This is a genomic window from Niveispirillum cyanobacteriorum, assembly GCF_002868735.1.
Classification (GTDB): domain Bacteria; phylum Pseudomonadota; class Alphaproteobacteria; order Azospirillales; family Azospirillaceae; genus Niveispirillum; species Niveispirillum cyanobacteriorum.
In genome coordinates, this window is record NZ_CP025612.1 from 1,046,592 (window position 1) to 1,062,676 (window position 16,085).

A 16,085-nucleotide genomic window follows, 5' to 3' on the forward strand; every position below is an offset into this window, starting at 1 on the left:
GGCGGCGTCAAAGGGCGGCCGGCATCACCGCCGGCCGCTTGCCCGCACCGGGGATCAGACCACGTTCGGCCGACACCCGCACGGCATCCCGGCGCTTGGAGACGCCGATCTTGCGGAACAGCGATTTCAGCCGGTACTTCACCGTATCGGGCGACATGCCAATCAGGCGAGCGATCTCCTTGTTGGAGTGCCCCTGACACAAGAGGTTAAGTACCTCGGCCTCCGCCTCGTTGAACAGGCCGGGGGCGGTGATGTTGTTGCGGCAGGCCAGCACCGACTTGGCCAGCACCTTCAGGAACTGGCCACGGAACCGGTCCACCTGTGCGCCATCCTCCATCGCCTCATCCAGGCTGGGCTGCACGAAGCGGCGGGCCTCCACGAAGGGGCGGATCAGGTTCTGGAACATGGCGATACCCACGGCATCATCGAAACAGGTCCGCGCCTCCTCCCCCTGACCCAGGGCGCGATGGCCAAAGGCGGCCAGGATATTGATATCGATCAGCAGGCGCCCCGCCCCCCGCTGATCCGCCCAGGCGCGCAGCAGCGACAGTTCCGTCATCGCCGGTGCAACATCGCCCGACAGCAGGTTCAGCTTCACCCGGGCCAGCGACGCCGCCACCGCCACGGGCCGGTAAAGCGGCGATTGCGCCGTCGCCATTGCCGCCAGCCCGTCGATCCCCGCCGCCCCCGCCGCCGCGATGGCCGCATCCAGCCCGGCGCCATGCACGATGAGCAGTTCCACCTCCGCGATATCGGCCAGCAGTTCCAGTTGCCGCAGACGCCGCCGCGCCGCCGTACGCCGGGCGCGGGCAATGACGTCCCATGCCTCGTCGAATGCCCCCTCCCCTGCCAGCGCCTTGGCCTCGGTGAAATAGGCCACAGCATAGACATCGACCCAGCCGTCGGACTGTTCCATATGCGGCAGGGCCCATTCCAGCAGGGCGCGGGCGTCGGCCACGCGGTCCTGTTCGTACAGGAGTTCGGCCTGGAACGCGCCGCAATTGGCGGCCAGGTCGGAATGGTCGCCGAAATGCTCGACGATCTCCTGCCTGGCGGCGGCCAGAATGGTCTCTGCATCCTTCGACCGGCCCTGCCCGCGCTTGATCCGCGCCTCCAGGAAGCGGGTGAAGATGTCGCTGTAGAGCGAGCCGAAGGCCCGGTAATGCTCCCGCGCCGCCAGGGTGGGCTGCAAGGCCCGCTCCAGCCAGCCCCCCTCGAAATATTTGGCGGCCAGCGTCTCGCTGATATTGGCCAGGACCAGATGGTCGTTGGCCGGCAGCTTGCGCAGCAGCGCCTCACGCGCCAGCAGATCGTCGAAGCTGGCGGGCTGGTTCTCGTAATCGGCCAGCGTGTCGCCCACCACCTGGATCTCTGTGCGCAGATCGGCGGACAGCACCGCGTCTTCCGTCCGCACGGCAAAGGCGTCGAAGGTGACGCGGGCCGCCCCCAGTTCACCCAGCTTCATCTGCAGATAGACGTGGGCCAGCACCAGCCGGGGCCTTGCATGGACCAGGGCGCGGGGCAATTGCGCCAGACCGCGCGCCACCACGCCCTGCAGCCCCTGCGGGATCAGCCGCCAGCCGCCCGCATCCTCCAATATCTCCGCCAGACGCATATGGTCACCGGCCAGGATGGCGTGGTTGACGGCATCGGCCACCTGTCCACGCTGCGCGAACCAATCGGCGGCCCGACGCTGCAGGGCGGCGAACAACACGCTGTCCGACCGTTCCAGACGGTCGCGCAGATATTCGGCAAAAAGCTGGTGATAGCGGTATTCGCGCCGATCCGGCCCCACGGATGTCAGGAACACGCCCTGCTGTTCCAGCCGTTCCAGCACCAGCCAGCCATCGGACCGGCCGCAGAGAAGATTGACAAGATCACCGGTCAATCGGTCCACCAGGGCGGTGCGGATCACTACCTCGCGCACCTCGTCCGGCAGGGTCATCAACACCTGCTCTGACAGGTAGCGGGCCAGATCGGCACCCGACCCGCCCGACTGCGCGATCAGCCGTTCCTGACCGATACCACGTTTCAGCGACAGGGACGTCAACTGCAAAGCGATGGGCCAGCCCTCGGTCCGGTCCAGGATGCGGCCGACATCGTCAGCGGCAAGGGGGCGACCGGCGCGTGCCAGCAGGCTCTCCGCCTCCTGGCTGGAAAAGCGCAGATCGCGGGCCGTGATCTCCAATAGCTGTTCTTCGGCCGCCAGGGCGGATTGGCCCAGCCATGGGTAATCCCGCGATGCCAGGACGAAGCGGCAATTGGCCGGCGCCAGCCGGATCAGGGCCTGCAGGAACCCCGCCACCCCCTCCCCCTGGGCATGGTGCAGATCGTCCAGGATCAGGACAAAGGGACCCGCCTCCCCGGCCAGTTCATTGACAATGGCGGACAGGGCAGCGCGTGGCGGAAGATCAGCGGCCTGCGCCACTGGGTCGCCCGCAACCCCGTCCCCCCGGATCGCCAGCACAAGGTAACGCACCAGTTGCTTCAGATCGCAATCATCACGTTCCAGGGTCAACCAGACGGCCTTCACCGACTGACCGGCCAGACGTTCGCGCCATTGTGCCAGGATGCTGGTCTTGCCATAGCCGGCCGGCGCCTGCACCAGGGTCAGGCGATGGGTCAGCGCCCCGTCCAGCAGGTCCAGCAAGGCATCGCGCCGGATCTGGTCGCCCATCCAGACGGGCGGGCCGAATTTGGCGGCGATCAATTCGTCCATGGAACCTTGCCCTCACCTGAAGCTGGTTTGTCCGCCAGGGGTCCGTGACAGGCAGGTTACGGTCTGGGGATCGGCCTTTCAACACTTCTACCCGCGCCAAGCGCGCCGCTTACCCGTTCATACCCGCCTACACCCGTTTTCCGCGTTGCCGCATCGGGGTGCGGTTCCTTCTAATTCAGTGGAGATCGAAGCGTGGGGAGGGTTAGGGAGTGCGCATTGGCGTCGATGTGGGTGGAACGAACACGGATGCCGTCCTGATAGATGGCAGCCTGGTCGTGGCCTCCACCAAGCAGCCCACGACAGCGGATGTCAGCTCGGGCGTCGCGGCGGCGATCACCGCCGTGCTGTCCAAGGCAGAAACGTCGCCCGCCACGGTTACGGCCGTGATGATCGGAACGACCCATTTCACCAACGCCCTGGTGGAGCGCCGGCATCTGGACCGCGTCGGCGTCATCCGGCTGGCCAGTCCGTCGGGTGAGGCGCTGCCGCCGCTGACCGGCTGGCCGGATGCGCTGGCCGCCGGGATCGGTCGCGACTATTTCCTGCTGCCCGGCGGGTACGAGGTGGATGGGCGCGAGATATCGCCGTTTGACGAGGGCAAGGTGCGGGCGGCGGCGAAGGCCTGCCGGGAACGCGGCATCACCAGCATCGCGGTTAGCAGCGCCTTTGCCCCCATCAACGCCGCCATGGAGGACCGGGCCGCCGACATCCTGCGCCAGGAACATCCGGAAGCGGAAATCAGCCTGTCGCATGCCGTCGGCCGCCTGGGCCTGATCGAGCGGGAAAACGGCGTCATCCTGAACGCAGCTTTGGCCAGTCTGGCCCGGCATGTCATCGCCTCCTTCGAACGGGCGCTGCGGGAACTGGGGCTGTCAGCCCCGCTCTATATCTCGCAGAATGACGGAACGCTGATTTCCGCCGCCTATGCCGCCCGCTATCCGGTCATGACCATCGGGTCCGGCCCCACCAATTCCATGCGCGGTGCGGCCTTCCTGACCGGGGTGCAGGACGGGATCGTCATGGATGTCGGCGGCACCACCTGCGATATCGGGGTGCTGGCCCATGGTTTTCCGCGCGAAAGCTCCATCGCCGTCGATATTGGCGGGGTGCGCACCAATTTCCGGATGCCCGATATCCTGGCCATCGGCCTGGGCGGCGGCACGCGCATCCATCTGAATGAAGGTGACCTGCGCATCGGGCCGGATTCCGTGGGCTATCGCATCACGCAGGATGCCTTCCTGTTCGGCGGCGACACCCTGACCACCAGCGATATCGCGGTGGCGGCGGGCAAGGCCAGCTTCGGTGACGCCGCACGCGTGCCGGATCTGGGACCGGCCAAGCTGGCGGGTATCTGGACCCGCATCCAGACCATGCTGGCCGATGGGGTGGACCGGATGAAGACGGCGCGCGGCGACGCCACCATCATCGCTGTCGGCGGCGGCCATTTCCTGGTTTCCGACGACCTGAAGGGTGCCGCGACCGTGATCCGGCCCCCCCATGCGGACGTGGCCAACGCGGTCGGTGCCGCCATCGCCCAGATCGGCGCGCAGATCGAACAGATCGTCGACTATGCCGCCCTTCCGCGCGAGACGGCGCTGGCCCGCCTGAAGCAAGATGCCACCGCGCGGGTGGTGGCCGCCGGCGGTGCCCCCGATACAATCGAGATTGTCGATATGGAAGAAGTGTTCCTGTCCTATCTGCCGGGCCGGTCGGCCCAGGTGCGCATGAAGGCGGTCGGTGATCTGGCCGCAAAGGGGGAGATCCGCCATGCGCATTGACCGTACCGCCCTGGCCGATCTGGCAAGGGGTGCCGCCTTTCTGGGGTCCGGCGGCGGCGGCGATCCCTATTACGGGCTGCTGCTGGCCGAAGCCGCGTTGGAGCGGACGGGCGGTTTTGATCTGATCTCCCCCTCCGACCTTGCCGACGATGCCCTGGTGGCACCCTGCGGCTGGATCGGGGCGCCCACCGTATCGGTGGAAAAGCTGCCGAATGGCGGGGAGACGGTGGCCGGGCTGCGGCGGCTGGAACAGATCATGGGCCGCAGGATCGACGCCGTGCTGCCGGTGGAGATCGGTGGCGGCAATGGCCTGGCGCCCTTCATCGCGGCGGCGGAACTGGGCGTGCCGGTGGTCGATTGCGACGGGATGGGCCGCGCCTTCCCGGAAAGCCAGATGGTGATCTTCAATGTGCGCGGCGTGTCGGCCTGTCCGTCGGTGCTGACAGCGGCCTGCGGGTCGCTGGCGGTGATCGAGACCGACAATAACCTGACCCATGAGCGCATCGCCCGCGGCCTATCCGTGGCGCTGGGCGGCATCGCCCATATGGTGGAATATCCGCTGACCGGCACCCAGGCCAAACACCAGTCCATCCCTGGCAGCGTCAGTGCGGCCATCGCCATCGGTGCTGCCATCCGCACCGCGCGGACCGAACGGCGCGACCCGTTCGAGGCGCTGGCAACGGCGCTGCGCGCCACCGGCCTTTACCCCCATTGCCTGACCCTGTTCGATGGCAAGATCACCGACCTGGAGCGGGAGACGCGCGGCGGCTTTTCCATCGGCAAGGTGGTGATCGACGGGTTCGGCGGCGATGGGCAGATGGAAGTGCTGTTCCAGAACGAGAATCTGGTGGCCAGACTGAATAGTGAGGTCCGGGCCATGGTGCCCGACCTGATCACAATCATGGACCGTGAAACCGCCGACACCATCACCACAGAGCGCCTGAAATACGGCCAGCGGGTGAAGGTGATCGCCGCATCGGCCCCGTCCATGCTACGCGAACCGGCGGCACTGGCCCTGATGGGGCCGGGGGCGTTCGGCTTCGATCCCGCTTTCACCCCCATTGAAACCCTGAACAACATCGAGGGCGCATGAGCCACGGCCAATCCAGCGACGCCTATGCATCCGGGCCGCTGCCCGAACACCTGACCGTCGCCGGTTGGCGTGTGGCCCTGATCATCGCGAGCTTTACCTTCTCCCTGCCGGGCTTCCTCAACGGGGCGCAGACAGGGTTGGCGCTGGGCTTCGGCCCCGCCGTGACGGCAGCGCTGGTAGCCGGCGTCGTGCTGTGTGCCGGCGCCTGCCTGACCGCCGTCATCTCCGTACGCACGCGGCTGACGACATATCTGCTGGTGCAGCGTTCCTTCGGGGTGAAGGGGGCAGCGCTGGTCAATCTGGTCATCGCCATTGTGCATTATTGCTGGTTCGGGGTGAACGTCTCGTTCTTCGGCGACGCCATGGTGGCGGCGGCAGAGGACGGGTTCGGCATTCCTGGCAGCTTCGGCAGTTTTGTGGTCATTGGCAGCATCCTGATCACCGTTTCCACCATCTTTGGCTTCCATACCCTGGACCGGCTGGCCATGGTGGCGGTGCCGCTGGTGGGCGTGATCCTGATCGCCGTCTGCTATCTCTCCATGAATGCCGGGCCGGCCAGTCTGGCCCCGGCGGCAAACCCGCCGGTGCCGATGAGCTTCGGCATCGCCCTGTCGGCCCTGGTCGGCGGCAACATGCTGACCGTGGCAGCCATGCCCGATCTGGCGCGTTTCATCCGCACTGAAAAGGGTGCGCTGGTCGGCATGGCCCTGTCTTTCCCGTTCGCGGCTCCCGTGCTGATGGTGGTGTCGGCCCTGATCGGCCTGGCGACGGGACAGACAGACATCATGAAGCTGGTGGTGGGGCTGGGCTTCGGGGTGCCGGCCCTGCTAATGCTGCTGCTGTCGGTGTGGACGATCAATGCGCTGAACCTTTATTCCGCCAGCCTGTCCATGGCCGCCACCTTCCCCCAGACCCGCCAGACCTGGTTCATCCTGGGCGGCGGGGCGGTGGGCTGCATCTTCGCCCTGCTGGGCATCATTAATAGCTTCATCCCGTTCCTGGTGGCGCTGGGGCTGATCATCCCGCCCATCGCCGCCATCTATGTCATCGACGGATTCCTGGTGTATCGCCGGGGTATTGACGAACCGGTGGACGCCCCCGCCATCCGCTGGGAAGCGGTGGCGGTCTGGCTGGGATCGCTGGCGGTCACCATACCGGCCATGGCCTATGACCTGTCCTTGACCAGCGTGCCGGCCCTGGATGCCACCCTGCTGGCGGCCATCACCTATCTGATCGTGCTGCGTGTGAAGAGGAAATGATGGCCAGCGACCTGCAAGCGCTCAGCCTACTGGACGCCCATGACCAGGCGGCCCTGGTCGCCAAGGGCGAGGTGCCGCCCGACGCCCTGGTGCGCGCCGCCCTGGAGCGGATCGCCGCCCTGAACCCGACGCTGAACGCCGTCAGCCATGTGGCAGCCGATTATGCGCTGAACGCCGCGGCGCGCAGCGACCGGTCGGCGCCGATGGCTTGTGTGCCCTATCTGCTGAAAGCGTCGATGGAATATCCGGGCTTTCCCTGGGTATCCGGATCGCGCGCCTGCCGTGACCGGGTGGGCCGCAACCGCTATCCGTTCGCCGCTGCCATGGATGCAGCGGGGCTGATCCCCGTCGGCATGTCGACCATGCCAGAATTCGGCCTGATCGGGTCGGGCGAGGCGCTGGTCTATGGCCCCACCCGCAATCCCTGGGATCTGACGCGCGGGGCTGGCGGGTCCAGCAGCGGGGCCGCAGCGGCGGTGGCGGCCGGGCTGGTGCCGTTCGCCACGGGCAGCGATGGTGGCGGGTCGATCCGCATTCCGGCGTCGCATTGCGGCATCATCGGCTTCAAGCCCAGCCGCAACTGGAACCTGCGCACCCGTGCCGTCAGCCTGATCGATGATCTGCTGGCGTCGGACGGTCTTTACGGACGGTCGATGCGCGACACGGTGTGGGCGGCGCAGACGCTGCGCATGCAGAAGCCGGGGAGGCTGGCGCTGGACCGGCCGCTGCGCATCGCGGTCAGCCTGTCCGGGCTGGACGGGCAATTGCCGGAACCCGATATCGTGGCGATGATCGGGCAATCGGCCAGGCTCTGCGCCGATCTGGGCCATAAGGTGGAGAACCGGGAACTGCCGCTGGATCTGGCCGCACTGAACCGAGCCTTCGATATCCTCTGGTCCTATGGCGCGGGTGAGGTGGCGGATATTTTCCAGGCCAAGCTAGGCACGGCGGCCAGCGACCTGCTGGAGCCCTGGACAATGGGGCTGGCCCAGCGGCGCCGGGACATCGCGCCCGACGATCTGGCGGGTGCGCTGTCGGCCATCGGCCGCATCGACCTGCATCTGGCCCGGTTCTGGGAGGAGTTTGACATGGTGCTGAGCCCCGTTGCCGGCAGCACCGCGCCCAAGCTAGGCGTGCTGGCACCCGACCGGGCGTTCGACGCGCTGTGGCGTGACCATTTCCGCCATGTCAACCATACGCAATTGCAGAATATGGCCGGATATCCGGGCCTGTCGCTGCCGCTGTTCGAGGGGGCGGAGGGAATGCCGGCGGGGGCGATGTTCTGGACCGGCCATGGCGGGGATGATCTGCTGCTGGCGCTGGGAACCAGCCTAGAGGCGGCGCACCCCTGGGCACACCGCCGGCCGCCGGTCGCCTGAGAGGGATGAAAGATATGGCAACCCGTTCGACCCTGAAGCCGCTGCTGCTGGGGGCGTGCCTGCTGGCCTTGTCCCCGCTGCCCGCCCTGGCAACGGACCCGGCGCCGGTGGCACAGGTCGCCATGCCTGACACGGAGACCTGGGACATCCAGGCGGCCCACGGCCAGACCTACCGTATCTTTGTCTCCAGGCCCCAGGGCGAAGCGCCCAAGGATGGCTATCCGGTCCTGTATGTGCTGGACGGCAATGCCATGTTCGCCGGCTTCGCGGAGGCGCGGCGCATCCAGAGCGTCTATAGGGACGGTCAGGACAAGATGATCGTGGTGGGCATCGGCTATCCCGGTGACACACCCTATGACCCGCGCCGCATGGGCGATTTCACCGCCCCCATCGCCACTCCGGCCCTGAAGGCGCTGTACAAGGAATTCCCGGCCGGCGGGCGTGACCAGTTCGTGGCTTTCCTTATTGATCAGCTACGACCGGAGATCGCGAAGCGCTATAACATCCATCCGGTGCGCCAGTCGCTCTACGGTCATTCGCTGGGCGGGCTGTTCGCGCTGCATATGCTGTATTCCCGTCCCGGTGCCTTTCACACCATCATCGCGGCCAGCCCGTCGATCTGGTGGGATAACCAGGCCATCGTCGCGGAAGAACCGGCCTTCAGGGCCAGGCTGGAAAAGGAACCGGCCCTGGGCCGGGGCACCCGCCTGCTGATGCTGACCGGCGAGCGGGAGGAGACAGAGGTGACCGTCACCGACAGTGCAGCCCTGGCCAAGCGACTGGAGCCGCTGTCAGCCTATGGACTGCGCAGCAGTTACAAGGTGCTGGATGGTGAAACCCATGTCACCGTGCCGGCCCGGTCGGTAACCATGGTGCTACGCGCGGTGATGCAGTGGCCGTGAGGCTTTTTTTGGGGGGGAACTCGGGTCGAAGCCTAACGCCCCCAAAAGAACACCCCCGGTTTTCACCAGGGGTGTCAAGTCGACAGCAAACCTGCTGGGTTTCAGGGCTTGGCCCCGAACTTTTCCAGGGTGCCATGCACCGCCTTACCTTCGAACAGGGTCAGCAGTACATTAGTCGCCGCGATCCGCATCGGCTCCACCTTGAAGATGTCCTGGTCCAGGACGACCAGATCGGCGCTCTTGCCCGGCTTGATGGAGCCGGTCAGGTCTTCCATGCTGTTGGCATAGGCGACGTCGATCGTATGGGCCTTCACCGCCTCCTCCAGGGTCAGAACCTCGCCCGGCAGCAGTGGCGGGGTCGCCGGTTCCTCGTAATTCACGCGGGTGATGGCCACCTGCAGGCCCGCCAGCGGATTGGCGGTCGCCACGGGCCAGTCAGCGCCATAGGCGATGATGCCGCCGCCATTCAGGATGCTTTTGACCGGATAGATCCATTGTGACCGGACGGGACCGATCACCTGCTTGGTCAGGTCCATATAGGGATAGTTGCTGGCCCAGGTCGCCTGGAACTGCGCGATCACACCCAACTGGCCGAACCGCGGCTGGTCGGCCGGGTCCACGACATTCATATGGGTGATCATCGGGCGATAGAGGCTGCCATTGGCGGCCTTGGCGCGTTCAAACACATCCAGTGCCACCCGTGTGGCGGCATCACCGATGGCGTGGACATAGGGCTGTATGCCGGCGGCACCAAGCTGGGTCACGGCCTTTTCGAACGTTTCGGGCGTGATCTGCAGGGTACCGTGATTGTGCGGATCACCCACATAGGGCTCGATCATCGCCGCCGTCTTCTGCGGGATCACACCATCGGCATAGAATTTCACGGCGCGGGCCTTGAAACCGTAGGTTTCGGCCCGTTTCGCCGCCGCCAGAAGGTTGGGGATCTGCTCCAGGCCCTGATCATTCTCCCATTTCATGGCGACGGCGACATGGCTGGTCAATTCGCCCTTGTCCTTCACGGCCTTGTAGGCGTCCAGCACGGCGCTGGCACCCTGCGCGCCGACCCCGATCCCGGCATCGTGCCAGTTGGTGATGCCCAGGCTGTTAAGGATGGCGGCCGTATAGATGATCGAGTGCTGCAACTCTTCGGCGGTCGGCGGGGGAACGAGGGATTGGACCAACGCCGTGGCGGCTTCCTGCAGGCCACCCACCGGCTCCCCTGTCTTCGGGTCCTTGTCGATCTGGCCGTTCAGCGGGTTTGGCGTGCCCTTGGTGATACCCGCCATCGACAGGGCCTTGGAATTGACCCAATAGCTGTGGCCACCCACGGATTCGAAGACCAGCGGACGGTCGGTGGACACGGCGTCCAGCACCTCCTTGCGGGGGATGCCATTGGGCGGAAACAGCGCGTCCTGCCAGCCCACGCCATAGATGGTGCCGGTTCCGGGGGCCGCCTGGATGCAGCCGGCGATGATGCGCTGATAATCCTCCAGCGTCTTGCCTTCATGCAGGGAGCAGCGGGAATAGGCCAGGCCACCGAACACGGGATGCACATGCGCATCGCCGAAAGACGGCATCAGCAGCCGCCCGCCCAGATCGACTACCCGTGTCCCGTCACCCTTGTACCGGGACAGATCGGCAGACGTCCCCACGGCGACGATCTTGCCATCGTCCACGGCCACGGCCTCTGCCCAGGGCTGGCCCGGTTCCACGGTATAGACGCGGGCATTGGTTAACAGCAGGTCGGCAGCCGGAGCCTTTTCCGGCTTGTCCCCGCAAGACACAAGGGCGGTGGTGCCCAGCAGCAGCAACAGCCCTTCCACGCAACGAATACGGGTGCGGCCTGACAGCATCGACATCAATCACCTCTCCTCAAGAATCGAAAGGGCGGCCGAAGCCGCCCTTCCCTCCATTGTCATCAGAACTTGCGCGTCACCGACGCCAGAACCGTGCGATCCTTGGCGGCCACGCAGTAGCCTTCCGGCGGGGAAGACAGGCCGCAGGTGGCATAATACTTCTTGTTGAACAGGTTGCTGGCATTGACCGATGCCGACCAGTCGCCATAGCTGGCGGAGACCATGGCATCCACCAGGGTCACGGACGGGGTGAGGAAGGTCTGGGTGGTATCGATCTTGTTGCCGATATAGCGCACGCCGGCACCGGCCCGGAACTCCCAATCCGCTCCGACCTCGAAGGTCTTGTTGCCCCAGAAGGAGGCCATTTCCTTGGGAATGTCGATCAGGCGGTTGCCCGCCGTCAGGGTCGAGCTGGAAGTCAGCACCTTGGGATTGGCGTAGCTGTAGGAGGCGGCGATATCGTAATCGCCAGGAAGGCGGATCGTCGCCTCAAACTCCACACCCTTGGACCCAACCGAACCACCCTGGATGAAGTTCTGGATGTTGGCCGGATCCTGGGAGACGTAGTTGCTTTCCTCGATATCGAAATAGGCGGCGGTGATCAGGGCGCCGCGCATCGGCTCCCACTTGGCGCCGCCCTCATACTGGCGGGCCGTGCGGGGGCTGAAGGCATTGCCGAAATAATCGCCGCCCGGCACGGGCAGGAAGCTTTCCGAATAGCTGACATAGGGCGAAATGCCGGCGCCCAGTTCGCCGATGATGCCGCCGCGATAGGACCAGGCATTCTGCCTCAGCTCACGCACGCCGTTGCGCTCCGATGTCGACCGGTCGCGCCGCGCGCCCAGCAGGACATGGACGCGGTCGCCCCAACTGATCTGGTCCTGCACATAGAGGCCCAGTTGGGTGCTCTTGTAATCCAGGAAGTTGGTATAGCTATAGCCGAAGCTGGCGCCATATTGCGGATTATAGATATTGATCGGCGGCGGGCTGGGGCCGTTGAAGCAGCCATACAGGCCCTGATAATCGTCGCAGGAGAAGCCCTCATCCTTGCTCTGCTTGAACCAGGTATAGTCAATGCCGAACAGGACATTGTGCTTGATGTCACCGGTCATGAAGGTCACCGACAGGTTGTTATCGGTATTCAGCACCTTACTCTTCTCCCGGTTCACGTAGTATTCGCGCTTCAGCAGGGTTTCAGCCGCATCGGCGAACGGATTTGCATAGGCGAAATAGCCGCCGTCGGACAGGTCGGCATAGACCTCCTTGTAATCCGTATCCATGTAGGAATAGCGGGTACGGCTGTTGAAGACGATATCCTGGGTGAACTTGTGGCTGAACAGAGCGGACCCGGATGTGTATTGAGTGTCCATGCCGCCAAAATCTGGCTCGCCCTGGTAGAAGTTGAAGGCCACCCGCTTGGTCTTGTTGGGCGCCAGAATAGACTTGGATATCGGCACATAGCCCAGGGAGCCCTGGCTGTCATCCTGGTACAGACCGATCAGGGTCAGACTGGTGTCAGGCGTGATGTCCAAGGTGAGCGACGGGTTGATCAGGATACGGTCGTCCGGTGTTCCCCACTGGGATTCCCCGTCACGCCCCACCGCCACCAGGCGCGCGGCCACCGTCTCGGACAGGGCACCGGTCACGTCGCCCTGGATCTGCTTGCGCTTGTCGGTACCGAAAACGATTCCGACCTCGCCCCCCGTCTCGAATTTCGGGGTCTTGCTGGCGCCGTTCAGGATGCCGCCGGGGCCGCCGGCACCGTACAGAACCGAGGACGGGCCACGCATCACTTCGGCGCGTTCCAGCGTGAAGGTCTCCAGCCGGGCGCCATAGATGAAATCGGGCATGCGCTTCAGCCCGTCGAGGTACTGGGCGGCATCGAAGCCGCGGGCCGTGACGAAGTCGCCGCGGCTATCGACGCTGGTGGCACCCGACACGCCGGCGCTGTAGCGATAGATGTCCTGCAGATCCACGGCCGTGCGGTCGCGGAATTCCTGATCGGTGATGACGCTGATCGCCTGCGGCGTCTCGATCAGGGCGGCATTGGTCTTGGTCCCGACCAGGGCCCGCTCACCGACCACGACGATCTCTTCCAGCGCGTCGCCACTGCCGTCCTGCTGCGCCATCGCCACGCCAGGTAGCGCCAGGGTCGACAGCAGCGCCAGTCGCAGCGCCCTCGTCGGGAATGTTGACTTGGTTCCGTTAAGCATCATTTCCATCGTAATCCCCTTTACCATCCCTGCTGTACTTGGCCAGCAACATTGATTTTTGGATCGCATGGACGTTCGATCACGGAAGGACCGTGTCAGCTCGCCTCTTGCCGGAAATCAGCTTGGCGCAATGCCATTCTTGAGAAATGTTATAAACGGGGTAATGCCGGGTAAAGACGGGTAAGCCCAAGGGCAAGGTGCCGGGTGTCTGCCGAAACAAGACCTTACACGCTCTCGACCTTACCCGATTACCACCCCGCTTACCCTTCCGCCACATTGCACGGCCCTACCGCTGGCACCCACCCTCTACCCGGTGAAACGCGACACCGGAAAGGGGCATGACATGGACAGGATCGACCCGGATATCGCCCGGTTCGTGGAACAGATGCGCCAGGACTGGAAGCAGTTCCCACCGTTCGAGACCCTTTCCTTTGCTGAACAAAGGGTGGCGGCGGAGAAGGTGCGGGCGCGCTGGGCATTGGGCGGGCCGGTCATGGCCCGGACCCTGGAACGAAGCTTCGATCCCGGTGCCGGCGAGTTGCGGGTCCGGGTATACCAGCCCGTCAATGACGACTCCCCGTTGCCGGCCCTGATTTACATCCATGGCGGCGGCTTCACCCTGTTCAGCATCGACACGCATGATCGGCTGATGCGTGAATATGCCGCGCGCGGGGGTTTCGTGGTCGTCGGCGTCGATTACCCCTTGTCGCCGGAAGCGAAATATCCGACCGCACTCAACCGGATCGAAGGGTTGATGCTGTGGCTGCGGGATAATGCCGGGCGCTGGGGCATCGATCCTGACCGGCTGGCCATGGGCGGGGACAGCGCCGGTGGCAACCTGTCATTTGCCACCTGCCTGCGCCTGCGTGAACGGGGAGAACTGGGACTGGTAAAGGCCATCCTGTCCAACTATGGCGGCTTTTCCGCCACCATATCGGACGAGGCGGAGGCGCGGTTCGGCGGCCCTGCATCGATCCTGCACCGGGAGGAGGCACGGGGATACTGGGCCAATTACCTGCGCGGGCCTGAGGATGAGGATGATCCGGAGGCCTGCCCCCTGCTGGCCGAATTCAGCGGCTTCCCACCTTGCTTCCTGGCTGTGCCGGAGCTGGATCTGGTGGCCGAACATAGTCTGGCGATGCATGAACGGCTGAAGCAGGCGGGGGTGGACGTGGAATGCGTGGTCTATCCGGGTGCCTTGCACAGCTTCCTGGAGGCCATGTCCATCTCCGCCCTGGCCCGGCGGGCCATCGCCGACGGGGCGGCGTTTGTGGCCCGCCGGATCGGCGCTTAACCCCCTGCCCGGATGCGGGCTTTGCGGTAGCCATAGCCAAGATAGAGCGCCACGCCGCAGGCGATATAGGCCAGCAGGATCAGGGCCGGGGCCCAGTCGCCCTGGATCGCACGCAGCACGATATCGTCCAGCACCGGGACCGCCATCATGACGCAGGACGCCAGCGCCAGCACGGGCACGGTGCCGATCCAGACGCCCCCCACCCATATGCCGCCCAGCGGCACCTTGAACGGGCGTGGCAGGTCCGGATGGGTGGTGCGCAGCTTCATGACGGCGATGGCAACGGTCGAGAAGACGGCGATCGTGCCCAAGCTGACCAGATCAGCCAGCAGGGCGATGGGCAGCAACGCCGCCGCAACCGCAGAGATTCCGGCCACAATGATGGTTGCGAAGCCCGGCGTGTGGAAGCGCGGATGCAAGCCGGAAAAACGCGGCGGCAGCAGCCCGTCGCTGGACATGGCGTGGCAGACACGCGACTGGGCATAGGTGTTGATCAGAAGGACCGACGCCAGGCCCGTCAGGGCACCGACCTTGATGATCACGGCCATCACCGGCATGCCCACGGCACCAACGGCGACGGCAATCGGGTCCGGCACATCCAGCGCTGTGAAGGGCACCAGCCCGGTCATCACCAGCGCGACGGCGCCGTAGAGAACGCTGCTGGCCACAAGCGCCCCCAGGATTCCCAATGGCACGTCCCGCTGCGGCCGCTTGGCCTCTGCCGCTGCCGTCGCCACCGCCTCGAACCCCAGATAGGCAAAGAACAGGATGGAGGCGGCGCGGAAAATGCCCGGCACGCCATAGCGGAACCCACCCTCATTCTCCGGAATGAAGGGCAGCCAGTTGGCGCTGTCCACCCTGCCGGCTCCGACCAGGACGAAGCCGATCAGCACGCCCACCTTCACCACCACCAGCACCGTATTGACGGCGGCCGACTGCCGGATGCCACGCACCAGCACCCAGGCCACAAGGCCCAGCGCCGCCACCGCAACCAGATTGATGCCGCCGTCGGCGATCAGCGTCACCCCGCCGGGCTCCCCCTGGGTCCGCAGCCAGGATGTCGAAAGGGCGGCCGGTACCACGACGCCGAAATCGCCCAGCAGACTGGTCAGATAGCCTGAGAACCCGACGGCCAGGGCGGCACCCGCCAGTCCGAATTCCAGCATCAGCATCCAGCCCAAGCCCCAGGCGAACACTTCCCCCAGCACCGTATAGGCATAGGCGTAGGAGGCGCCCGACAAGGGCAGCACCGACGCCAGCTCCGCATAGCATAGGCAAATGAAGCCGCAGGCCAGGGCCGCGATCAGGAAGGACAGGATGACCGCCGGCCCCGCATAATGCGCGGCCGCCGCCCCGGTCATCACATAGACGCCGGCCCCGACGATGCAGCCGATGCCGATAAAGATCAGTTGCCATGGCCCCAGCGTACGGGTCATGCCCCCGCTGTTGGCATCCCTGCGTGCCATTTCCATGGGTTTGCGCATCAGGAAGGAACGGGGCGGCTTGTCCATCTGGGGGAACTCCCTGGGGTTGGGGATGGTTCAATTCAGCGCACTCCACCCCGTCATCCCGGCGAAAGCAGGGATGACGAA

10 protein-coding genes are annotated in these 16,085 nt (G+C 65.3%); 6 read left to right on the forward strand and 4 right to left on the reverse strand.

From position 1 onward, the window contains the following. Window positions 1-7 precede the first annotated feature (7 nt). The gene (locus C0V82_RS20250; RefSeq protein WP_102114186.1) at window positions 8-2,719 is read right to left on the reverse strand and encodes a helix-turn-helix transcriptional regulator; all 2,712 of its coding nucleotides are present in this window, start codon (window positions 2,717-2,719) and stop codon (window positions 8-10) included. Between the two features lie 209 nt (window positions 2,720-2,928). Here C0V82_RS20250 and C0V82_RS20255 point away from each other — a divergent pair, with 209 nt between their 5' ends. From C0V82_RS20255 to C0V82_RS20275, 5 genes are read left to right on the forward strand one after another with little or no spacing between them, the layout of a single operon-like run. Beyond that, complete coding sequence (locus C0V82_RS20255; RefSeq protein ID WP_102114187.1) at window positions 2,929-4,497, forward strand: hydantoinase/oxoprolinase N-terminal domain-containing protein; 1,569 nt, start codon at window positions 2,929-2,931, stop codon at window positions 4,495-4,497. Further along, complete coding sequence (locus C0V82_RS20260; RefSeq protein ID WP_102114188.1) at window positions 4,487-5,590, forward strand: S-methyl thiohydantoin desulfurase family protein; 1,104 nt, start codon at window positions 4,487-4,489, stop codon at window positions 5,588-5,590. Before C0V82_RS20255 ends, C0V82_RS20260 begins: the two co-directional genes overlap by 11 nt. Continuing rightward, window positions 5,587-6,849: a cytosine permease gene (locus C0V82_RS20265; RefSeq protein ID WP_102114189.1), complete on the forward strand. Its 1,263-nt coding sequence runs from the start codon at window positions 5,587-5,589 to the stop codon at window positions 6,847-6,849. The genes C0V82_RS20260 and C0V82_RS20265 overlap by 4 nt, the downstream gene beginning before the upstream one ends. Next, window positions 6,846-8,228: an amidase gene (locus tag C0V82_RS20270; protein WP_102114190.1), complete on the forward strand. Its 1,383-nt coding sequence runs from the start codon at window positions 6,846-6,848 to the stop codon at window positions 8,226-8,228. Before C0V82_RS20265 ends, C0V82_RS20270 begins: the two co-directional genes overlap by 4 nt. Before the next feature lie 14 nt (window positions 8,229-8,242). Next, the gene (locus tag C0V82_RS20275) at window positions 8,243-9,130 is read left to right on the forward strand and encodes an alpha/beta hydrolase (protein ID WP_158660082.1); all 888 of its coding nucleotides are present in this window, start codon (window positions 8,243-8,245) and stop codon (window positions 9,128-9,130) included. A gap of 101 nt (window positions 9,131-9,231) precedes the next feature. On the opposite strand, the gene C0V82_RS20280 is transcribed toward C0V82_RS20275, so the two are convergent. Both C0V82_RS20280 and C0V82_RS20285 read right to left on the reverse strand, forming a co-directional pair. After that, window positions 9,232-10,989 (reverse strand): amidohydrolase, encoded by a 1,758-nt coding sequence (locus C0V82_RS20280; RefSeq protein ID WP_102114192.1) that lies wholly within the window; start codon window positions 10,987-10,989, stop codon window positions 9,232-9,234. Window positions 10,990-11,048: 59 nt separating this feature from the next. Then, window positions 11,049-13,208 carry a TonB-dependent siderophore receptor gene (locus C0V82_RS20285; RefSeq protein WP_158660083.1) on the reverse strand — a complete coding sequence of 720 codons (2,160 nt, stop codon included), beginning with the start codon at window positions 13,206-13,208 and terminating at the stop codon, window positions 11,049-11,051. 334 nt (window positions 13,209-13,542) lie between these two features. Between C0V82_RS20285 and C0V82_RS20290 the strand changes: the two genes are divergently transcribed. Next, the gene (locus C0V82_RS20290; RefSeq protein WP_102114194.1) at window positions 13,543-14,493 is read left to right on the forward strand and encodes an alpha/beta hydrolase fold domain-containing protein; all 951 of its coding nucleotides are present in this window, start codon (window positions 13,543-13,545) and stop codon (window positions 14,491-14,493) included. Here the strand turns inward: C0V82_RS20290 and C0V82_RS20295 are convergent. Next, entirely contained in the window at window positions 14,490-16,004 is a 1,515-nt protein-coding gene (locus C0V82_RS20295) for an APC family permease (RefSeq protein ID WP_102114195.1), read from the reverse strand. The genes C0V82_RS20290 and C0V82_RS20295 overlap by 4 nt on opposite strands. Between the last annotated feature and the right edge of the window lie 81 nt (window positions 16,005-16,085).

What these genes read in the sequence shown, in the direction of transcription:
- C0V82_RS20250 (WP_102114186.1), bottom strand. Translation starts at nt 2,719, where the DNA reads ATGGACGAATTGATCGCCGCCAAATTCGGCCCGCCCGTCTGGATGGGC.
- C0V82_RS20260 (WP_102114188.1), top strand. Translation starts at nt 4,487, where the DNA reads ATGCGCATTGACCGTACCGCCCTGGCCGATCTGGCAAGGGGTGCCGCC.
- C0V82_RS20265 (WP_102114189.1), top strand. Translation starts at nt 5,587, where the DNA reads ATGAGCCACGGCCAATCCAGCGACGCCTATGCATCCGGGCCGCTGCCC.
- C0V82_RS20270 (WP_102114190.1), top strand. Translation starts at nt 6,846, where the DNA reads ATGATGGCCAGCGACCTGCAAGCGCTCAGCCTACTGGACGCCCATGAC.
- C0V82_RS20275 (WP_158660082.1), top strand. Translation starts at nt 8,243, where the DNA reads ATGGCAACCCGTTCGACCCTGAAGCCGCTGCTGCTGGGGGCGTGCCTG.
- C0V82_RS20280 (WP_102114192.1), bottom strand. Translation starts at nt 10,989, where the DNA reads ATGTCGATGCTGTCAGGCCGCACCCGTATTCGTTGCGTGGAAGGGCTG.
- C0V82_RS20285 (WP_158660083.1), bottom strand. Translation starts at nt 13,208, where the DNA reads ATGGAAATGATGCTTAACGGAACCAAGTCAACATTCCCGACGAGGGCG.
- C0V82_RS20290 (WP_102114194.1), top strand. Translation starts at nt 13,543, where the DNA reads ATGGACAGGATCGACCCGGATATCGCCCGGTTCGTGGAACAGATGCGC.
- C0V82_RS20295 (WP_102114195.1), bottom strand. Translation starts at nt 16,004, where the DNA reads ATGGACAAGCCGCCCCGTTCCTTCCTGATGCGCAAACCCATGGAAATG.